We start from the raw sequence: 18,412 nt of genomic DNA, 5'->3' as shown, positions 1-18,412 counted from the left end.
CTTAGGAGAATTGTAAAATTAGAGCTGAATACTAATCTTCAGAGGCCATGAATTATCTGTTATTATCAGACAGTTTTTTGATATTTTCCCTTTTATGTCGTAGTTTGGTCAACTCTATAAGAAAGCCACTAATTTGGTGGCTTTTTGTTGCAAAAAAACAGGATGGTAAAGTTAAAAATTACAAAAAAAGTATGATGATGTAAGAATAAAAGGGGGAATTATTTTGTTGGGGAATAAAGTTAAAAAATCAAATGAGAATTTAATCATTGAATGTGGTGTGAGGTTGGAGGTGATTACTTGAGGAAATGGTTTCTTTTTATTAGCCTATTTTTTGTTTTATTCTTTTTATCAGCTTGTTCATCAAATCCTTCTCTGGAACTAGTAGATGCGAATGTTGATATTGTTAAAGATAAAAGTTTAGTTGGTTCAATTGGGATAACTGAAGGAGAAAGAAAGGGGGATGAGCTGATACCAACAGCTTTATTTTATGAATTTACCATTAAAAATACAGGTAATAAAACAGTAGGTAGTATTGGAGAAGCTGATAAAGGAATTGAACTTAAGATTGAGCCCAAAGACAAATTAAAATCGGTGTCAGAAGATGTAATAGGCTTCAATATTTATAATCCTGAAGATTATAACGAGAGTGGTGTAGGGTTCGGTCAATCTTTTCTATCAGTTCTTAAGTCTGACGAAAAGGGTAAGTATACTTTTAACTACGATTTAGGTGTAAGCGAAGAAAATTCCCAGGTTCCACTACTTGTACCTTCAAAAGAAAAATTAGATGAACTTAAAGAGTGTGCATTTAATGCTTTTTTAGTTGTAACAATAGGAAATCAAGAAATAGCAAGATTTGACTTGAATAAACTTAAAAACTAACTTTCATTTTAAATTTATTTGTTGAACTAACAGGTGCGTTAGCTGAAGATCGGGAGCTGTCTTTAAGGCAGCTTTTTCTTTATGCAACTAAAGGGGCAGGTTAATTGAATAAACAGGAATTGTTTTACGGGTTATAGAAAGTCATATCAGGGAGGAATATATAGATGTCAAACCATGAAAACGAAGAAATGCTAACAGGAGGGAATGTTTCTAATGTTTATCGTTCGGGAAATACTGTGCGACGAGAATTAAAGACAGATAGTCCCAAAATTCATAAGCTATTAAAGCATTTGGAGAACAAAGGTTTCAGTTATGCACCAAAGTTGTTAGGTATTGATGAAAAAGGAAGAGAGATATTATCATATATTGAAGGAGAAGCTGGTAATTATCCTTTAAAAGAATACATGTGGTCTGAGGATGTATTAATAGAAATAGCGAAAATGCTCCGTCTTTATCATGATTCTGTCAGTGATTTTTCATTTGATGATAGCTGGCAATCGATAGATAACACCCCCCAACAATTTGAGGTACTATGCCATAATGATTTTGCAATATACAACATTATTTTTAATCATAAAAGACCAATAGGTATTATTGATTTTGATGTTGCTGGACCTGGTCCAAGACTTTGGGACATAGCTTATACTCTTTATAATTGCGTCCCCTTAAGTAGATTTTATCTTTCTGAAACAGGTGAGAAAGTTTATTATAATTTATTACAGCATGCTAACCGTATAAAACAAAGAGTTAGAATGTTTTTTGAATCTTACGGTGAGGGAATAGAAGAAGATTATTTGGAAATGGTATTGCTACGATTAGAAGGGTTATGTAAAACAATTACAAGAAAAGCCAGTGAAGGTGACATTGCTTTTCAAAAGATGATAGATGAAGGGCATCTTGAACATTATCAAAACGATATTAAATTCATTCGAGAGCATGGAAAAGAGTGGATTTAAGGGCAGGCCTTTGTTGAACTACCATGAAAATTAAACACTAATAATAAGAAAAAAGACCATATTAAATAAAACGCAAGCTTCAATTTTTTTGAAAAAAGCAGCGCCCTATTAGATCTCCTAATAAATCGGTGGTTAGGATGCCTCTGATATATTTACGGTATATCCTAAGTTTTCTAACCTTCGGACCGAATTTCGTACAATGGAAGCTTGCTTTTGCTTATCAAAATAATCTTCGCCTAAGTCTACATACATTTCTTTCCTTGTTAAAAGATAATAAGAAATTCTTAACATGGCGTGGGCAACGACAATTCCAGCTCGTTTTCTTCCTTTTCGCGCAGCTGTCCGTCTGTATAGAGCGCCAAGATAGTTTTTGGAGGCTCCAACTGAGTGAGCAGCCTCAGTTAAAGCAGATTTTAAATATTTATTTCCCTTTTTGCCTCTGGTTGATTTCCTTTTTCCTGCACTTTCATTGTGTCCTGGTACGAGGGCGGCCCATGAACATAATCTGGCTGCACTTTCGAACTGTTTTTCAACGTCCGTTCCGATTTCAGCTAGAATTTGTTCTGCCATTCGAGTGGCAATCCCAGGTATTGAATCCAGTCGTTCTATGTTTTCTTGATACACACTAACTCTTTGGGCAACCTCTTGATCGAGGTTTTTAATCTGTTCAGTCAGAAAATCAATATGAGTTAGAATCGTTTTAAGCATCATGCGTTGATGAGGATTCACATACCCATTCAGGGCAAGGATTAAATCATCTTTTTTCTTCTTCATCGAACGTCGCGCAAGGTTTGCTAGTTTCTCAGGATCATCCTCACCAAATGCGATCGCATGAAGCATGTCCTTTGATGAAACACCCATAATATCCGATACGACAGAGCCTAATTTGATATTTGCACCTTCAAGCACCTTTTGAATTCGATTATGCTGTCTGGCTCGTTCTTCAATAATACTTCTACGATACCGAACAAGCTCACGCAATTCTCGTTGATTTCGATCAGGGATAAAGCTTGCCTTCAATAAACCATGACGAAGAAGTTGAGCGATCCACTCAGCATCCTTGACATCTGTTTTTCGACCAGGGACTGCTTTCATATGTTGTGCGTTAACAACTAAAAACTCCATTTCTTCAGCCTCAATTAAGTTCACGATAGGCTTCCAAAACACACCTGTGCTCTCCATAGCGACATGAGTGCAACCATGTGATTTAATCCAATCCATCAGTTGAATTAAAAACACCGTTTTTGTAGAAAATGTTTGAATCTCCTTTCCTTCGGGGGTCATAATGCAGGCGGTAATGTTATCTTTATGTACATCCATTCCGCATACTCGTTCAATGATTACTTCCATTGAAACCATCCTTTCTATGGCAAAAAATTAGAGGCTGGTGCAAAAACCAGAATAGGATTAATCTACCATGAGTGCTTCCCGTAAGGGAGCGACAGTCTGTGATGCACCGAGGTCGTTGGAGTCAGACTAACGGATGGGCTCTAATGGCACCATAGTTCATCGACCTTCCTCACCCAGCCATAGAATCAGTATGGACGGTTTTCCACCATTTTCATTCTCTGTGGTGCAGCGCTGGTTGTGCGCTGCATGGTTGGCTAACGGGTGCGTTAGCTGAAGATCGGAGCTGTCTTAAGGCAGCTTTTTCTTTATGCAACTAACAGGGCAGGATAGTTCAAGAAGGTATTAGTAAATCTTTTGACGAAAATATAAAGAGCTTAGTAAGAAGTGCTTAAATACTATCTGATATTTAATAAAAAACAGGAAAAAACTAACTGCTAATAACTTTAGGGGGAAAAATATTGAAACAAACATTACTGATAATCGATGCTCAACAGGAATTAATAGAAGGTAATAAAGAAGAACAAGGAGTCTTTGAGAAAGAAAAAATCGTTAATAACATTAATACTGTAATTGAAAAAGCGATAAATGAAAGTATCTCCGTTGTTTTTATAAGAGATTTAGATGTTTCAAATGGAGAAGGACCTGGATTCCAGATACACAGGGATATTAGAGTACCATCAACTGCTATTATATTTGATAAAGCTGCCACAAATTCGTTTTATGGCACTCCATTACACGAACATTTAAGTAAAAACAATGTAGACCATATTGTAATAATGGGATGTAAGACGGAACATTGTATTGATACAGCTGTCAGAACAGCAACAATCAATCATTTTGATGTAACATTAGTTGGTGATGGACATTCTACTTCTGATTCCAAAAACTTATCTGCAAAACAAATAATCCTTCATCATAATGAAACCCTTCACGGTCACTATAATGTAGACAATTTTTCACTTGTTAGAAATACTAATGAAGAATTGTTTAAACCTGTTCACAATAATTACCGATAATAATCATCTTCAACTAAAGGGTGCTTTACTTCATTATCAGGAGCTGATCAGCGGCTCCTTTTCTTATGCAACTATAGGGGCAGGTTAGTCGAATTATATGTTATGATGGAAAAAATGGCTTTTTTTAGGGGGGTTAAAATGGTTACATGCTATTTGAAATATGTTATTGACCCATATAAATTAAATGAGTTCGAGGAATACGGTAAGATGTGGATTCGATTAGTTAATAAATTTGGCGGTACACATCAGGGTTATTTTCTTCCACATGAGGGTGCTAATAATATTGCTTATGCATTATTCACTTTCCCAAGTTTAGCAGCATATGAAGAGTACCGAGTAAAAATGGCATTGGATGCAGAATGTCAAGAAGCATATAATTTTGCAGAAGAGACTAAATGTATTTTAAGTTATGAGAGAAGCTTTATGCGTCCTATATTCGAATGAACATACATTAAAGTTGAAAAATAATCTATACATACCTTGTTAAGCTAACAGGTGCTTTACTTCAATAAGGGAGGTTGCTGCGGCAACCTTTTTCTTACGGAACTAACGGGGCAGGTTTAATTAATAAGAAAGATATTTTACTATGTCTATTAAATTTATATAAAATTTTTAGTATATTTCAAATGGAAGGGGAATATTTATGAAAACTATTGGTCTTATTGGTGGAATGAGTTGGGAGTCATCGTTAGAATATTATCGTATTATTAACGAAGAAGTGAAAACCAAATTGGGAGGATTGCATTCAGCCAAGTGCATTTTATATAGCGTAGATTTTGAAGAGATCGAACGCTATCAAGCTGAAGGCGATTGGGAAAATTCTGGTAAACTATTAGGGGATGTTGCTCAGTCTTTGGAAAAGGCTGGTGCAGAAATTATTGTAATTTGTACAAATACGATGCATAAAGTGATTAGATATATTGAAGAAAAAGTTAGCATACCTATTTTACACATTGCTGATTCAACAGCAAATCAAATTCAAAAGTCCGAAATAAGTACGGTTGGTTTACTTGGTACTAAATATACGATGGAGCAAGACTTTTATAAAACACGAATAGAGTTTAATGGTATTAAGGTTTTGATACCAAATGATGAGGATAGAAAAGTTATAAATAAAGTAATTTATGAAGAGTTATGTTTAGGGAAAATTCAACAATCATCAAGGGATTATTACAAAAAGGTTATCAAGAGTTTAGTTGATGATGGAGCTGAAGGAATAATATTAGGTTGCACAGAAATTGGATTATTAGTAAAACCTGAGGATTCAGAAGTGCCATTATTTGATACAACAGAAATACATGCTATTGAATCTGTTAATATGGCATTAGAAAAATAATTTGATTAGACACTGTACTTCAATTCTAGGTAAATCTCTTTTTCCTTATTCATCTAACAGGTGCTTTACTTCAATACCAGGAGCTGAAAAGCAGCTCCTTTTCTTATGGAACAAACGGGTCAGGTTAGTTGAAGAAGAAAAGTGTTAATAATTTATTTTTCTATAATGGTTCAAACTACTATCATGCAACCATACAGTTGCTTATACTCGATATATGAATTGGGACAAAGACTCTATATTCAAAGCACTTGGAGACTCGACTCGACGGCTAATATTAGACGAACTTTCTGAACGTAACGAGCAGACGTTGTATGAACTTACGGTACGTCTTATTACGAAGCACGACCTTTCCATTACGCGACAGGCGATAGCTAAACATCTTTCTGTACTGGAAGATGCAGGGCTCGTAAAATCAAAAAGAGAGGGAAAATATCGAGTAGTTATATTTAACAACGAACCACTTAAAAATTTGCTAAAAGGATGGATAGAGTAAGTTATTTTAAAAACTTCTGACGAATGTAGGGGTTTTTCTGCTTGGAGCCATTGTTTGCAGAGCACTAACGTGGTAAATATCAAAGGAGGCAAAACATTATGAAAATCATTGTTACCAGTATATTCGTACAAGACCAAGACAGGGCACTGGAATTTTATTCAGAAAAGCTGGGATTTGTAAAAAAGCATGACGTTCCCATGGGGAAATTCAGGTGGATTACGCTTGTTTCTCCCGATGATCATGACGGTACCGAGCTTTTACTCGAACCGGATGAGCATCCTGCCGCAAAGGAGTATCAAAAGAAGATATTTGCCGAAGGCATCCCAGCAACAATGTTTGGCGTTGCAGATATTCATAAAGAGTACAAACGATTATTGGAAAACGGCGTGAAGTTTACTATGGAGCCGACAAAAATGGGCGAAGTCACAATAGCTGTCTTCGACGATACATGCGGCAACCTTATTCAGATATTACAGAAGTAACTTTATGTAGAAATAGATGTAACCTAGTTCTAAACGGCTTTATTGTTATGTTTTAAGTTGGGTGAAGTGTTTTTATCAATAATTAAACAACTTTATGTTAACCCTGTCCTAATTTTAGGACGGGGTTATACATGTTTAAGGTTTAATGATAAATGACATTGTTGTAATTCTCCAATAGATATGTAATATTGTGAATAAGTTCAATTAAACTAACGAAGAGCGATTCTTTAATAAGGATCGCTTTTCTTATTGAACAAACGGGGCAGGATAGTTCAAGAGTGCATATTGATTTGTTCAACAATTGGTCCATATTCTTGAATAACTAATTGTGGAAATAATGGCAATTTGAGATGATTGTTATTAAGTTAAGGCAGTTTAATAACATCAGTAACTTTATTCAGAAATAAATGCTGTAAATAATGAAAATATAAAAAAACTTGGCGGGAGAAACAATATCTAAATGATTAAAGGGAGGAAGAAATTATGTCCAATAACGTAAGACCAAGAAGAATAATTTTAGATTTAGCAATTACTTTAGATGGTTTTATTGAAGGGGAAAATGGGGAAGTTGATTGGTGCATCATGGACTCTGAGATGGGGTTTATTAATTTCTTAAATCAAATTGATACTATTTTATATGGAAGAAAAAGCTACGATTTATGGGGACAATTTACTCCAGAAATTGAAGATATTGATACTGAAAAAGAAATTTGGGAATTAGTTCATAGTAAGGAAAAATATGTGTTTTCCAGAACGCAAAAAGGGACTGATAATAAAGCAATATTCATAAATGATAATATTCTTAAAGAAGTAAATAAATTAAAGAATAAGCCTGGTAAAGACATCTGGTTATATGGTGGAGCAAGTCTTATTACAACTTTTATCAATTTAGGGCTTGTTGATGAATTTAGATTATCTGTTCACCCTGTTATTTTGGGAGAAGGAAAACCGTTGTTTATTGATATAAAACAGAGGTTGAATTTAAAAATGGTTAATACAAGAACGTTCTCCTCTGGCGTTGTGCAACTAATCTATCATTTGAATGGGAATTAATAATATTGCACATTCCAAAGATAAAATACAATATAGGTAATACTCGATAGTAATTGTCACTACTTCAACAATCGGGCGCGATTCTTGAATAAGGTTCGCTTTTCTTATAGAACTAACAGGTGCTTTATTTCAATAAGGAAGGTTGCTGAGGCAGCCTTTTTCTTATGGCACTAACGGGGCAGGATAATTCATTAAGGAATGGTATAATGAAGGAAATTAACGAGGTGCAAAAATGCTTTTAAACGACTTTGTGAATGAGAATTTCCCAAACTTAGAACTTAGACCACCCTTGTTTTATAGTTGGAAAATCGGTATCCGTTTTGAGTTAGGTGTGGACTATGATAGTGAATATGCTTATGAAAATAGCCCATATCTACATCGAGTATATAAAAGGGCTATCACTTTATTTAAGTTCTTGCATTCTCATAACGATGATATTTATATCGTAGTTGACGTAAACGATTATGCAGATGGTTTTAAACATAAATCAAAAACTTTTTCGCGTTATATTAAAGAGAAATCGGTCCTATATGGGTTAAACCAAAAAACAATTCCTTATATTTTTCCTGACGATGATGAAGAAGGAAAATATAAAACTCATAGATTTACTTTAAAATGTAAAACTTCTGACTTCAAATACATTCCAATGTTAAAAGCAATCTGCAATCAGGATATGGGTATAAGACCAAGTATTTATAATAGCGTCTATTTTATAAACATCAACAGGAAAACTATATTTCACGTTTATGATGACAGGGGTTGTGATTTATTGGCAACCACGTCTGAAACAATAAGAGAGGTTTATGACAAATACAACGATTGGATATTAGATTACGACAGAAATGAAATAGACGAGATATTCAAATAAAGGATGTCTTCTTGTTGAACTTACGGGTGCTTTAGCTGAAAATCGGTGCTATTGGTAATTATATATGCTTACGATGCTGTTTAAGGAGTGAGATAAAATATTAAATTTACCAAACTTTTCAGAAGTGAAGATATTAAAACTATCTGTACATGCATTGTTACTAGGTGTTTTATTAACTTTAGTTAGTTTAATTGTTAATGATGTTATTTCAATTGTTTTTCATGAAAGAATTACATTGAATTTATTTTTTATTAATTTAATTATGTTTTTTTGGGTTTTGTGGGCAATGCAAAATACAAAATATCAAAAATAATGAACTTGAGTTTAGTTAAATAAAGTGTTTTTTATTCAGCTAACGGGTGCTTTAGCTTAGGATCGGAGCTGTCTTTAAAAGGCAGCTTTTTCTTTATGCAACTATCGGGGCAGGTTTGTTCAATAAAGCAGTGTATTGAAGCAAAGTGTTAAAATATATATTAGAAAATTAAGAGGTGGTATGGTGTGAAGAGAGTAGATGTTGTATATGCGTTAATTTATGACGAAATAACAGAAAAAGTATTAATGGTTAATAATCAGCATTCAACTTGGTCACTACCGGGTGGGGCAGTTGAAATAGGAGAAACCTTAGAACAAGCTGTTATTCGGGAAACAAGAGAAGAAACAGGTTTAGTAATTGAAGTAGGAAGTATTATTGCGGTTAATGAGGTATTTTTTTCAAAGCAGGGACATCACGGTTTAATGATTACATTTGGAACAAAAGTTATTGACGGAGAAATTACAATTGAAGACAAGAATGAAATTGCTGAGATTAAATGGGTGGACATAAATACTGCTAATAACTTAATGCCATACCATAGAGAAGGAGTAGAAAGATTACTAAAATCCTCGTCACCTTACACTTTTCAGGGTGAATGTTAATAAACAAATTTATAACATAGAATCTTATTCAACTAAAGGTGCGTTAGCTGAAGATCAGAGCTGTCTTTAAGGCAGCTTTTCTTTATGCAACTATCAGGGCAGATTAATTGAAGAAACCGACCAATAAAGGTCGGCTTTTTTCATACTATTTTAGCAGCAACCTCCGTAACCGCCCCCGTAACCATAGCCACCGCCGCCGTATCCACCAACAAAGCTAGCTCCAACAATGATTAAAAGTATAAACAAAACGACTATAAAGGCGAAACCTCCACCAAATCCAAAACCGTCGTCACACCTTGATTCACAACCTGACATACAGACATCTCCTTATTTGTTTTTAAGGAGGAAATTAATTAAATGGGTTATATCACCTTATGCTCTAATCAGGAAAATGACACAAGTTTATTGGATAAAATGTTGGGGGTACCTCTTATTGAATGTAAGCCGCACGGCATATAAACTGTGAGTCACTTTTTCTTGAAAGACAAAACTTAGGTTTTTTTTATCGAAGTGGTTTTATTGCAAATGTGCTTAGCTATTGCTTGTGCTATGGTGGTAACGTCAATAAAGGTAATTGGTATCCTAACTTTTTACGGAGTAATGATATACCTATTAATTAGGACGGGAAAACAAGAAGAATACCCTTTTATAGGGTCTTTTTTAGTTCTTTTCTTTATGGGCTATAGGACAAGATAGAAGGACCATATATAGGACGTAAATAAAATACCCTTTTTCCGTACCTCCTAATACTCGCACCTTCATATGACCCACCCTAGGGCCTGCACAACTGCACTACGCGTAACGGCATACGGCATACAGCAAGACTACTTATCATAGGAGGTATGGACAAGGGTTAAGATATGATATGGTCACATACTCCAATCAGTGCACCTATCTCCACAAAGATATTGACCATCACATACCATCGCACTCAATCCACGTACAATGTAGGAGACGACTTTACGTATAATGAGAAAAAATGAAAAAATTCAATGAAATCAAGGGTTTAAATGTACGATAATATCTAAAATCATACTTTCAATAATATCCTCAAAAACGCCCTTGTTCCACTAACATGGCAGGAGAGAAGTTGATCCGGCATTATCAAAGCTGTTTCAGCGTGGTTTTATTGCCGTTGCGGAGTTTATTTCTGGATCTAGTTAAATACCCAAGAATTCACACGAAGCCTAACATATTATTTATTATTGTGTTTATAAAATAGAGGAGGAATTATGTTGTACACAGAATTACAATACCAATGGAATCAACCTCAACAAATAGAAAATGATGAAAGAATTATATTTGGAGGATTTGGCCCCGGCATGGGAATGGGAATGGGCCCTGGAATGGGAATGGGCCCTGGAATGGGAATGGGCCCTGGAATGGGAATGGGCCCTGGAATGGGATTTGGCCCTGGGATGGGATTCGGCCCTGGGATGGGATTCGGCCCTGGAATGGGATTCGGCCCTGGAATGGGATTCGGCCCTGGAATGGGATTCGGCCCTGGAATGGGATTCGGCCCTGGAATGGGATTCGGCCCTGGAACGGGATTTGGCCCTGGAATGGGAATGGGCCCCGGCATGGGATTTGGTCCTGGAATGGGATTTTGAGGATTTGGTTTCCCGGCATGGGTATGGGTATTGAGAAAGTCAGTTAACCTTAAATTAACGAATTATATCTAGATGATGTTGTCCAAAAGAAAACTTTTGGGTAGCGTTTATGCTTTAATTTTTTTATCTAGCTTATTAAGCTAACGAGTGGCGTTGGTTCAAGAAGAAGACCAACTCAAAGAGAAATATGGTTTAGCGTTTCTTTTTATGATTGTAATTCGAGTGGAAAATAACGAAAAACCCGCAATGTATTTACAGAAAAACATTATAGATTTTGCTAGTTTAATTCAAGCAGAAATCCATTTTGATTTATATATATTTAGTTAAAAGTGAGCATTTATGATTTTTCAGCAAAAGCGTATTAATGGTTAGGAAGTTTCTTTAGGGCAATTTAAAGGTGAGGGACCTTATTATCAATGATATTGAGAAACTTCTATACCTGTAAATTGAAAATAATATTTAACGCTTGGATTTTATTCCAGGCGTTTTATTGTTCATTAAATAGCTGTGTAGTGAAAGAAGGATTTAAGCGGAATGTCCTATAGCCAGTTTAAATAGTATAAGCAAATAGAATAATGGGTAGAGGTAATACAAATGAACAATTATTTGTATTACAAAAGATGGGGTGTCGTTATGGAGGAAAATAAAAAACTGAAATCCGAGCTAGGCAGTAGGGCAGTAGATGTTATTGAAAATGTAGCAGGAACATTTCCTGGGTATCGGCGCGCGCATGCAAAGGGGAATGGCTATGAGGGGGTTTTTACCCCTAACGGAAAAGCGGCTCCAATAACGGTGGCAGCGCACCTTCAGAATGAAGCAGTGCCGGTAACTATTCGTTTTTCAAACAGCTCCCCAATCCCCAGTCATCCTGATGCACTTTCACCTGTAAAGGGAATGGCTGTCAAGTTTCAATTGCCGGACGGAGAGGTAACAGATCTTATCACTGTGACCATTCCGCTATTTTTTGCGAAAACACCGGAAGCGTTTGTTGATATTGTCAACTTTTTCAAATCTGCAAAAGATGGTTTTCCAAACCTAAAAGAGCTTGCAACAATATTTATAAAATACCCAGAATGCAAAGCGAGTCTTCAAATGCTAAAAGAAATGCGGTCACCTGCCAGTTTTTCAACGTGTCAGTACTATTCTATTCATGCATTCTATTTCATTAACGCGGATGGAAGACGTCAGGCCATCAAGTATCAGTGGGAACCAGATGCCGGTCTGAGTATGCTGGCAAAAAAGGAAGTAGCCATGCTTTCGTCAGATTATTTGAATGGAGATATGGAAGAGAGGCTCCAACAAGGTCCAATAGGCTTTAAATTGAACATCCAATTAGGAGGAGAAAATGATCCAACTGATGATCCAACCGTAGTTTGGTCGGAAGATAAACAGGTAATCACGGTCGGGCATTTATCCATTACAAAAAAATTGGATTCTCTTGCAGATAATTTACTGTTTGATCCAACTAATATCACCGCTGGAATTGAGTGCTCGGAAGATCCGATCTTACATTTTCGCCATAGAGTATATGCCGTTTCATATGATCGTCGCAAACATAACCAATGAATGAATTCATGAAAAAGAGAAAATCCTTACTAATGGGATTTTCTCTTTTTTCGTGAGTCTACATTTTCCCTGATCTAAAAATAGTATAGAGCATTAGTAAGAACATCAGGGTTGCAACGACAAACCCGATTTCAATAACTGGTATTTTCCAAAGAAGAAGAGTTTCCCCTCCTATTGCTGAGCCGATAATGAGGCCGACCATGATTATGCTAAAGGCGAGCAAGATAATACTGAAAGACAACCGGTTCGAGATTTGATCAAGTTTATGTAAAAATACCTGAAGCTCGGGGATATTGATATCTAATCGCAATTTTCCTTTTTTAATAATACCGGTTACTTCTCTAATATCCTTCGGAAGTTCGGCCATGGCTTCTGCAGTCTCGACAAATTGATTCCAAGTGTTCTTGGCGATGTTCTTTGGATTATAGCGTTCTTTTAACAACCTCTCTCCAAAAGGTTCAGCAGCCTTCATAATACTGAAATGAGGATCTAATTCCTCGATAATGGCTTCCATGGTAAGCAGAGCCTTACCTAGCATCGTGAATTCGGGAGGGATTTGGACATGGTGCTGATTAGCAACTGTAAACAGGTCATTGACCGCTCCGCCTAAGCTAATCTGACTCAATGGGATGTCATAATATTTAATTCGCAATTCATCAATATCATATCTTAACGCAATCATATCGGTTTCGTCTGTAAGAAGGCCCATATCGGAGAGTGTCTTAATCAGTCCATTGGTACTTCCCCGTTTTAGATTGATGACAAGTGATGCGAACTGAAATTTCATCTCATCCTCCAAACGCCCTACCATACCGAAATCCATGAGTGCGACGATATTCCCCGGCAATATGACGATATTGCCAGGATGAGGATCGCCGTGATAAAAACCATCAATTAAAATTTGTTGAAGCATGGAATTCGCTAATCTTTCCGCTATTTTTCGACGATCATAGCCTTCATCATCAAGCTGCTTATAATGATTGATCTTAATGCCTTGAATAAAGTCCATGGTTAAGACTCTTTTTGTTGAAAATTCCCAATGAATCCTTGGTATCTTAATCCCTTGATTATTCATGAATTGTTTGGCTATTTTTTCCCCGTTTCGCCCCTCGGAGTTATAATCGAGTTCTGCCCGCAGTGATTTAGCGAATTCATCAATCATTTTTCTGATTTGGTATCGTCTCCCCCAAGAAATGCGTGCTTCCATCAGTCTTGCTAAATCATCGAGAATTTCCAAATCCGTTTCCACTGTCGGCAGAATATCAGGCCGCTGAACTTTGATTGCTACCACTTCCTGTGATGGAAGCTGTGCAACATGAACCTGCCCAATCGAAGCAGTTGCAAGAGGGAGTTCATGAAATTCGAGAAAAAGGTTCTCTAAAGAATCACCCAATTCATCTTCAACAATCTTTCTTACCTTATCAAATGGAAAAGGTGTGACTTGGTCCTGCAATTTTTCAAGTTCACGGACAATTTCTTCCGGAACGAAATCACGCCTTGTACTTGCAATCTGACCAAGCTTTATGAATGTAGGACCCAAGCTTTGTAAAATCGTATGCAACCGCTCCCCAATTGAACGAAGGTTCAGGTTTTCATCGGGTTGTAGCTTCGAAGCGGATTTACTTTCAGATAATCCCAAACGGTATATGAAATAACCAAAGCCATTTTTCAAAAAGGCATTAATGATCTCCTGGTAACGTTGTGCGTGTTTCAGTCGCTTGCCAAACATTCAAGTTCCTCCAGATCACGGTTGTATGTTTTGGTTTTTTTGCTCTAAAATTACTATCCGACGTTCTAATTCCCGAACTTCTTCTTTGGTTGCCAGATTCAAACCATTAAGTGCTTGATTGACCTTAGCTTTGACGGACTCATCCAGTTGTTTTTGGGCTTGTTCACCTTTTTCAACCCATTGTTTCATAAGAACTTTAGAGTCTTCTTTACTGATATCCCCTTTTTTCACAAGAGAGTCAACTGCTTTTTCAATTTGTTCTTTTGTAGCAGCGGCAGCACCTAAGCCTAAGGAAAACACATTTTTTAATAAGTCCATTTTTACATTCCTCCAATATAAGATTTTTTACACTGTAAGAAAGATAATAGTGGGTGCTCTTCACCCTAGTTAAACCATGATGTTTCTATTATCATACATCATTAAGGACTACTACTAAAATATAATGGGTCTTATTGATTGTTGATTGTTGATAATAAAGTAAAAAATATGACAAATATTTTAGCGATGTGTTTGAAGAGAAGCTGTTTGGATATTATGATAGGAAAAAAGTTTGTAGCGAAAGAGAGGGAAATATAATGAGTTTTACCAAAAAAACAGTGATTATAACAGGTGCTTCTAATGGAATAGGGAAAGGCGTCGCAAAAGAATACGCAGAAAATGGTGCTTCGGTCGTTCTGGCAGATTTGGACGAGCAGGAGGGTGTACGGTTTGTAGAGGAACTCAAAAAGAAAGGGCATGAAGCGTTATTCGTAAAAACGGATGTTCGGAAGGAGGCTGACATCCTTCATTTGATGGACGTTACTCGAAAAACATACGAGACAGTTGATATATTAATTAATAATGCAGGGAAAGTTTTATTCAAATCTCTATATGATCTGACGATTGAGGAATGGGACGATATGATGAATACGAATTTGCGAAGCGCTTTTCTTTGTTCCCGGGCGGCAGCAACATATATGCGAGATAATGAAATGGGAGGGGCAATCATCAATTTGGCATCAACAAGAGCAATTATGTCAGAGCCGGATTCGGAATCCTATGCCGCAACAAAAGGTGGAATCGTTGCTCTGACTCATGCACTCGCCGCTTCGTTCAGCAAAGAGAATATTACGGTTAATTCGATTTCACCGGGGTGGATTGAAACGGGGGATTATGAAGCGCTAAGTGATAAGGATCATAAACAGCATTTTTCCAATCGTGTTGGCAAACCAGAAGATATTGGAAGGGCCTGTCTCTATTTGACAGCATCAGAAAATGATTTCGTTACCGGTGTTAACCTTATTGTCGATGGCGGGATGACAAGAAAAATGATATACGAGGAATAACCCTATTTTCTTCGATAGAGATATTGCAGTTCAGTTCCGAGCTCCCGGTTGAGAAGCTGTTTCATTTCTTCAAGCTCTTTAGTGCCAATAAGGTAATCTGCAGCTGTCCATTGAATGGTATAAAGAAAATAGTAATCTCTTATTTTTCGGAAAATAACAGGAGAGTTCGGAAATTAATCGAAAATCGCTTTGATATTATAGCGTCTCATGTAGACCCACTTAACAAGTTACATCTAGCTATCCATCCTTTTCAAAGACCGACCTATGACTGTCAAAGTGGCAGCCATAGGTCCAGTTCTTATTTATCGTTGAATAAATTGAATAAACCTTTCGCTATACTGCCTTCGTCAGAAGATCCGCCATTTTGCGGCATAGCAGCAAATACACGGCTGGCAAGACGGCTGAACGGCAATGATTGTACCCAGACGGTCCCTGGTCCTTTTAGAGTTGCGAAAAATAAACCTTCGCCTCCAAATAAAGCCGTTTTTACTCCTTTTACGAACTCGATATTATAATCCACGCCGCTAGTCATAGCCACTAAACAGCCTGTATCAACACGTAAAACCTCACCTGCAGCCAATTCCTTTTTATGGATCGTGCCACCAGCATGAACGAAGGTCATTCCGTCGCCTTCAAGTTTTTGCATGATGAAGCCTTCACCGCCAAAAAAGCCTGTTCCTATTTTTCTTTGAAACTCAATTCCGACAGATACACCTTTGGCTGCTGCTAAGAAAGCATCCTTTTGACAAATGATTTTTCCGCCGAGCTCACTCAAATCCATGGGAATGATTTTACCTGGATACGGTGAAGCAAAGGAAACGCGTTTTTTATCATACCCTTCGTTTGTAAAAGCGGTCATGAAAAGACTTTCTCCGGTAAGAAGTCTTTTACCAGCACCAAAAAGCTTCCCCATCATTCCGCTATCACTACTTGATGACCCATCACCAAAGATAGTTTCCATCTTGATTTGATCTTCCATCATCATCAAACTTCCTGCTTCGGCGATTACTGTTTCTTGAGGATCTAATTCCACTTCTACAAACTGCATATCATCACCATGTAATTTGAAGTCTATTTCATGATTGTTCATTTACTATTCCTCCAATCTTAACTATTTTTATTGTAAAAGATATTCTATAAATCTGCCAATATTTTTCAATCTATAGCTGGGACTTTTCTATATCTTTTATTTTCAGGGATATATCGAGTAAAATGAAAATATTAAAACAGCATGACACTGAAGATGAAATAGATCTTTTTGTGTAGGAGGAGACAACGATGGAGACGTATATATTATCATTGGACCAAGGAACAACAAGCTCTCGGGCCATTTTATTTAATAAAAAAGGTGAAGTTTTGCATATTGCCCAAAAGGAATTCACCCAATATTTCCCGAATCCTGGATGGGTAGAGCATAATGCCAATGAAATTTGGGGTTCTATTTTATCAGTCATCGCTTCCTGTCTATCGGAAATGAATGTAAAGCCGGAACAGATTGCGGGAATCGGTATAACGAATCAACGGGAAACGACGGTGGTTTGGGATAAGGAAACAGGACAGCCTGTTTATCATGCAATCGTTTGGCAATCCCGACAGACCAACGAAATCTGCGAGCAATTGAAGAAGGATGGTCACAGTGATTTATTTTTACAGAAAACGGGTTTGTTGATTGATGCTTATTTTTCCGGGACAAAGGTGAAATGGATTCTCGATCATGTAGACGGTGCTCGGGAAAAGGCAGAAGCCGGGGACTTATTGTTTGGCACGATTGATACGTGGCTGATATGGAAGCTTTCAGGTGGCAAAGCCCATGTAACCGATTATTCGAATGCTTCGAGAACGCTGATGTATAACATTCATGATTTGAAGTGGGACGAAGAGATTCTCGAAATTTTACAGGTGCCTCATTCAATGCTGCCGGAAGTTCGGCCTTCTTCAGAGGTCTATGCGAAAACTGTCACACATCATTTCTTTGGACATGAAATTCCGATTGCTGGAGCAGCAGGAGATCAGCAGGCCGCATTGTTCGGCCAAGAATGCTTTGAAAAAGGAATGGCTAAGAATACATACGGCACCGGGTGCTTTATGCTGATGAATACAGGAGAACAGGCAGTGAAATCTGAACATGGTCTGTTGACTACGATTGCATGGGGCCTTAACGGGAAAGTCGAGTATGCATTAGAAGGCAGTATTTTTGTCGCAGGTTCAGCAATACAGTGGCTTAGGGACGGATTGGAGATCTTGCAAGAATCGAAAGATAGTGAAATGTATGCAAAGCGGGTTACCTCAGCGGATGGGGTCTATGTAGTCCCTGCGTTTGTTGGACTTGGTACTCCTTATTGGGATAGTGATGTCCGAGGAGCGGTTTTCGGGTTAACAAGGGGGACTTCGAAGGAGCATTTCGTCCGGGCAACATTGGAAGCATTAGCCTACCAGACAAAAGATGTCCTTAGCGCCATGGAGGTCGATTCAGGGATTAACTTAAAGGCATTGAGGGTTGATGGCGGTGTTGTCAAAAACGACTTCTTGATGGGATTTCAAAGCGGACTCTTAAATGTACCTGTCGAAAGACCGGTCATTAGTGAGACAACAGCGTTAGGGGCAGCGTACTTAGCTGGACTCGCAGTCGGTTATTGGGGCAGTCAAGAGGAGATTTCTAAGCAATGGGCCGTCGATAAAACATTTGAGCCTGACATGGAAGAAGCGGTACGAAAGGATTTATATAATGGCTGGAAAAAGGCAGTTCAGGCCGCAAGGGTTTTTAAATAGAATATATAAGGGTATTAATAGATAGAGATAAGATATAGAAAGTCAAACCTATGAAAAGGGGTGGT

Annotated in this window: 18 protein-coding genes and 2 pseudogenes; 15 read left to right on the top strand and 5 right to left on the bottom strand. The window is 37.3% G+C overall.

Annotated elements, in window-relative coordinates; all coding sequences use genetic code 11:
* Positions 1-297: 297 nt before the first annotated feature.
* On the top strand, positions 298-879 hold the full coding sequence (locus JFU24_RS10450; protein WP_201182096.1) for a hypothetical protein: 582 nt from the start codon (positions 298-300) through the stop codon (positions 877-879).
* Between the two features lie 164 nt (positions 880-1,043).
* Entirely contained in the window at positions 1,044-1,835 is a 792-nt protein-coding gene (locus JFU24_RS10445) for a phosphotransferase (RefSeq protein ID WP_201182093.1), read from the top strand.
* Positions 1,836-1,967: 132 nt separating this feature from the next.
* On the opposite strand, the gene JFU24_RS10440 is transcribed toward JFU24_RS10445, so the two are convergent.
* Positions 1,968-3,185, bottom strand: coding sequence for an IS110 family transposase (locus JFU24_RS10440; protein WP_201249217.1), 1,218 nt, complete (start codon positions 3,183-3,185; stop codon positions 1,968-1,970).
* 458 nt (positions 3,186-3,643) lie between these two features.
* Between JFU24_RS10440 and JFU24_RS10435 the strand changes: the two genes are divergently transcribed.
* From JFU24_RS10435 to JFU24_RS10400, 8 genes are all read left to right on the top strand, one after another.
* Entirely contained in the window at positions 3,644-4,201 is a 558-nt protein-coding gene (locus tag JFU24_RS10435) for a cysteine hydrolase family protein (protein ID WP_201182092.1), read from the top strand.
* Positions 4,202-4,339: 138 nt separating this feature from the next.
* Positions 4,340-4,645 (top strand): NIPSNAP family protein, encoded by a 306-nt coding sequence (locus tag JFU24_RS10430; RefSeq protein ID WP_201182090.1) that lies wholly within the window; start codon positions 4,340-4,342, stop codon positions 4,643-4,645.
* 199 nt (positions 4,646-4,844) lie between these two features.
* On the top strand, positions 4,845-5,537 hold the full coding sequence (locus tag JFU24_RS10425) for an aspartate/glutamate racemase family protein (protein WP_201221797.1): 693 nt from the start codon (positions 4,845-4,847) through the stop codon (positions 5,535-5,537).
* A 214-nt stretch (positions 5,538-5,751) separates the two neighbouring features.
* Complete coding sequence (locus JFU24_RS10420) at positions 5,752-6,030, top strand: ArsR/SmtB family transcription factor (RefSeq protein WP_201221795.1); 279 nt, start codon at positions 5,752-5,754, stop codon at positions 6,028-6,030.
* Between the two features lie 98 nt (positions 6,031-6,128).
* Positions 6,129-6,512 carry a VOC family protein gene (locus tag JFU24_RS10415; RefSeq protein ID WP_201221793.1) on the top strand — a complete coding sequence of 128 codons (384 nt, stop codon included), beginning with the start codon at positions 6,129-6,131 and terminating at the stop codon, positions 6,510-6,512.
* A gap of 483 nt (positions 6,513-6,995) precedes the next feature.
* Positions 6,996-7,565: a dihydrofolate reductase family protein gene (locus tag JFU24_RS10410; RefSeq protein WP_201221791.1), complete on the top strand. Its 570-nt coding sequence runs from the start codon at positions 6,996-6,998 to the stop codon at positions 7,563-7,565.
* 232 nt (positions 7,566-7,797) lie between these two features.
* A complete protein-coding gene (locus JFU24_RS10405; protein ID WP_201221789.1) occupies positions 7,798-8,433 on the top strand; it encodes a DUF3885 domain-containing protein in 636 nt (211 codons plus the stop codon).
* 498 nt (positions 8,434-8,931) lie between these two features.
* On the top strand, positions 8,932-9,348 hold the full coding sequence (locus JFU24_RS10400) for an NUDIX domain-containing protein (protein WP_201182082.1): 417 nt from the start codon (positions 8,932-8,934) through the stop codon (positions 9,346-9,348).
* A gap of 198 nt (positions 9,349-9,546) precedes the next feature.
* Here JFU24_RS10400 and JFU24_RS10395 read toward each other — a convergent pair.
* Positions 9,547-9,663: pseudogene (locus tag JFU24_RS10395) on the bottom strand (YjcZ family sporulation protein); the annotation flags it as partial.
* A 920-nt stretch (positions 9,664-10,583) separates the two neighbouring features.
* On the opposite strand from JFU24_RS10395, the gene JFU24_RS10390 reads away from it, so the two are divergent.
* The 3 genes and pseudogenes from JFU24_RS10390 (at position 10,584) to JFU24_RS10380 (ending at position 12,524) form a co-directional block, all read left to right on the top strand.
* A complete protein-coding gene (locus JFU24_RS10390; protein ID WP_201249924.1) occupies positions 10,584-10,958 on the top strand; it encodes a hypothetical protein in 375 nt (124 codons plus the stop codon).
* Between the two features lie 174 nt (positions 10,959-11,132).
* Positions 11,133-11,285, top strand: a pseudogene (locus tag JFU24_RS10385) (DUF4279 domain-containing protein); the annotation flags it as partial.
* A gap of 306 nt (positions 11,286-11,591) precedes the next feature.
* On the top strand, positions 11,592-12,524 hold the full coding sequence (locus JFU24_RS10380; RefSeq protein WP_201249923.1) for a catalase family peroxidase: 933 nt from the start codon (positions 11,592-11,594) through the stop codon (positions 12,522-12,524).
* Between the two features lie 58 nt (positions 12,525-12,582).
* Here JFU24_RS10380 and JFU24_RS10375 read toward each other — a convergent pair whose 3' ends face one another.
* Positions 12,583-14,253, bottom strand: a complete 1,671-nt coding sequence (locus tag JFU24_RS10375; RefSeq protein ID WP_201182076.1) for an ABC1 kinase family protein — start codon at positions 14,251-14,253, stop codon at positions 12,583-12,585.
* A gap of 15 nt (positions 14,254-14,268) precedes the next feature.
* Positions 14,269-14,571 carry a phasin family protein gene (locus tag JFU24_RS10370; protein WP_201182073.1) on the bottom strand — a complete coding sequence of 101 codons (303 nt, stop codon included), beginning with the start codon at positions 14,569-14,571 and terminating at the stop codon, positions 14,269-14,271.
* Positions 14,572-14,828: 257 nt separating this feature from the next.
* On the opposite strand from JFU24_RS10370, the gene JFU24_RS10365 reads away from it, so the two are divergent.
* Positions 14,829-15,578, top strand: a complete 750-nt coding sequence (locus JFU24_RS10365; RefSeq protein ID WP_201221779.1) for a glucose 1-dehydrogenase — start codon at positions 14,829-14,831, stop codon at positions 15,576-15,578.
* Between the two features lie 298 nt (positions 15,579-15,876).
* On the opposite strand, the gene JFU24_RS10360 is transcribed toward JFU24_RS10365, so the two are convergent.
* Positions 15,877-16,668, bottom strand: coding sequence for a TIGR00266 family protein (locus tag JFU24_RS10360; protein WP_053344859.1), 792 nt, complete (start codon positions 16,666-16,668; stop codon positions 15,877-15,879).
* Positions 16,669-16,856: 188 nt separating this feature from the next.
* On the opposite strand from JFU24_RS10360, the gene glpK reads away from it, so the two are divergent.
* Positions 16,857-18,347, top strand: a complete 1,491-nt coding sequence (glpK, locus tag JFU24_RS10355; RefSeq protein ID WP_201221777.1) for a glycerol kinase GlpK — start codon at positions 16,857-16,859, stop codon at positions 18,345-18,347.
* Positions 18,348-18,412: the final 65 nt, after the last annotated feature.

It is taken from the genome of Peribacillus sp. TH27, assembly GCF_016650915.1.
Taxonomy (GTDB): domain Bacteria; phylum Bacillota; class Bacilli; order Bacillales; family DSM-1321; genus Peribacillus; species Peribacillus butanolivorans.
Note: the sequence above shows the minus strand (reverse complement) of the source record. Positions and strands in the feature narration are given on the sequence as shown.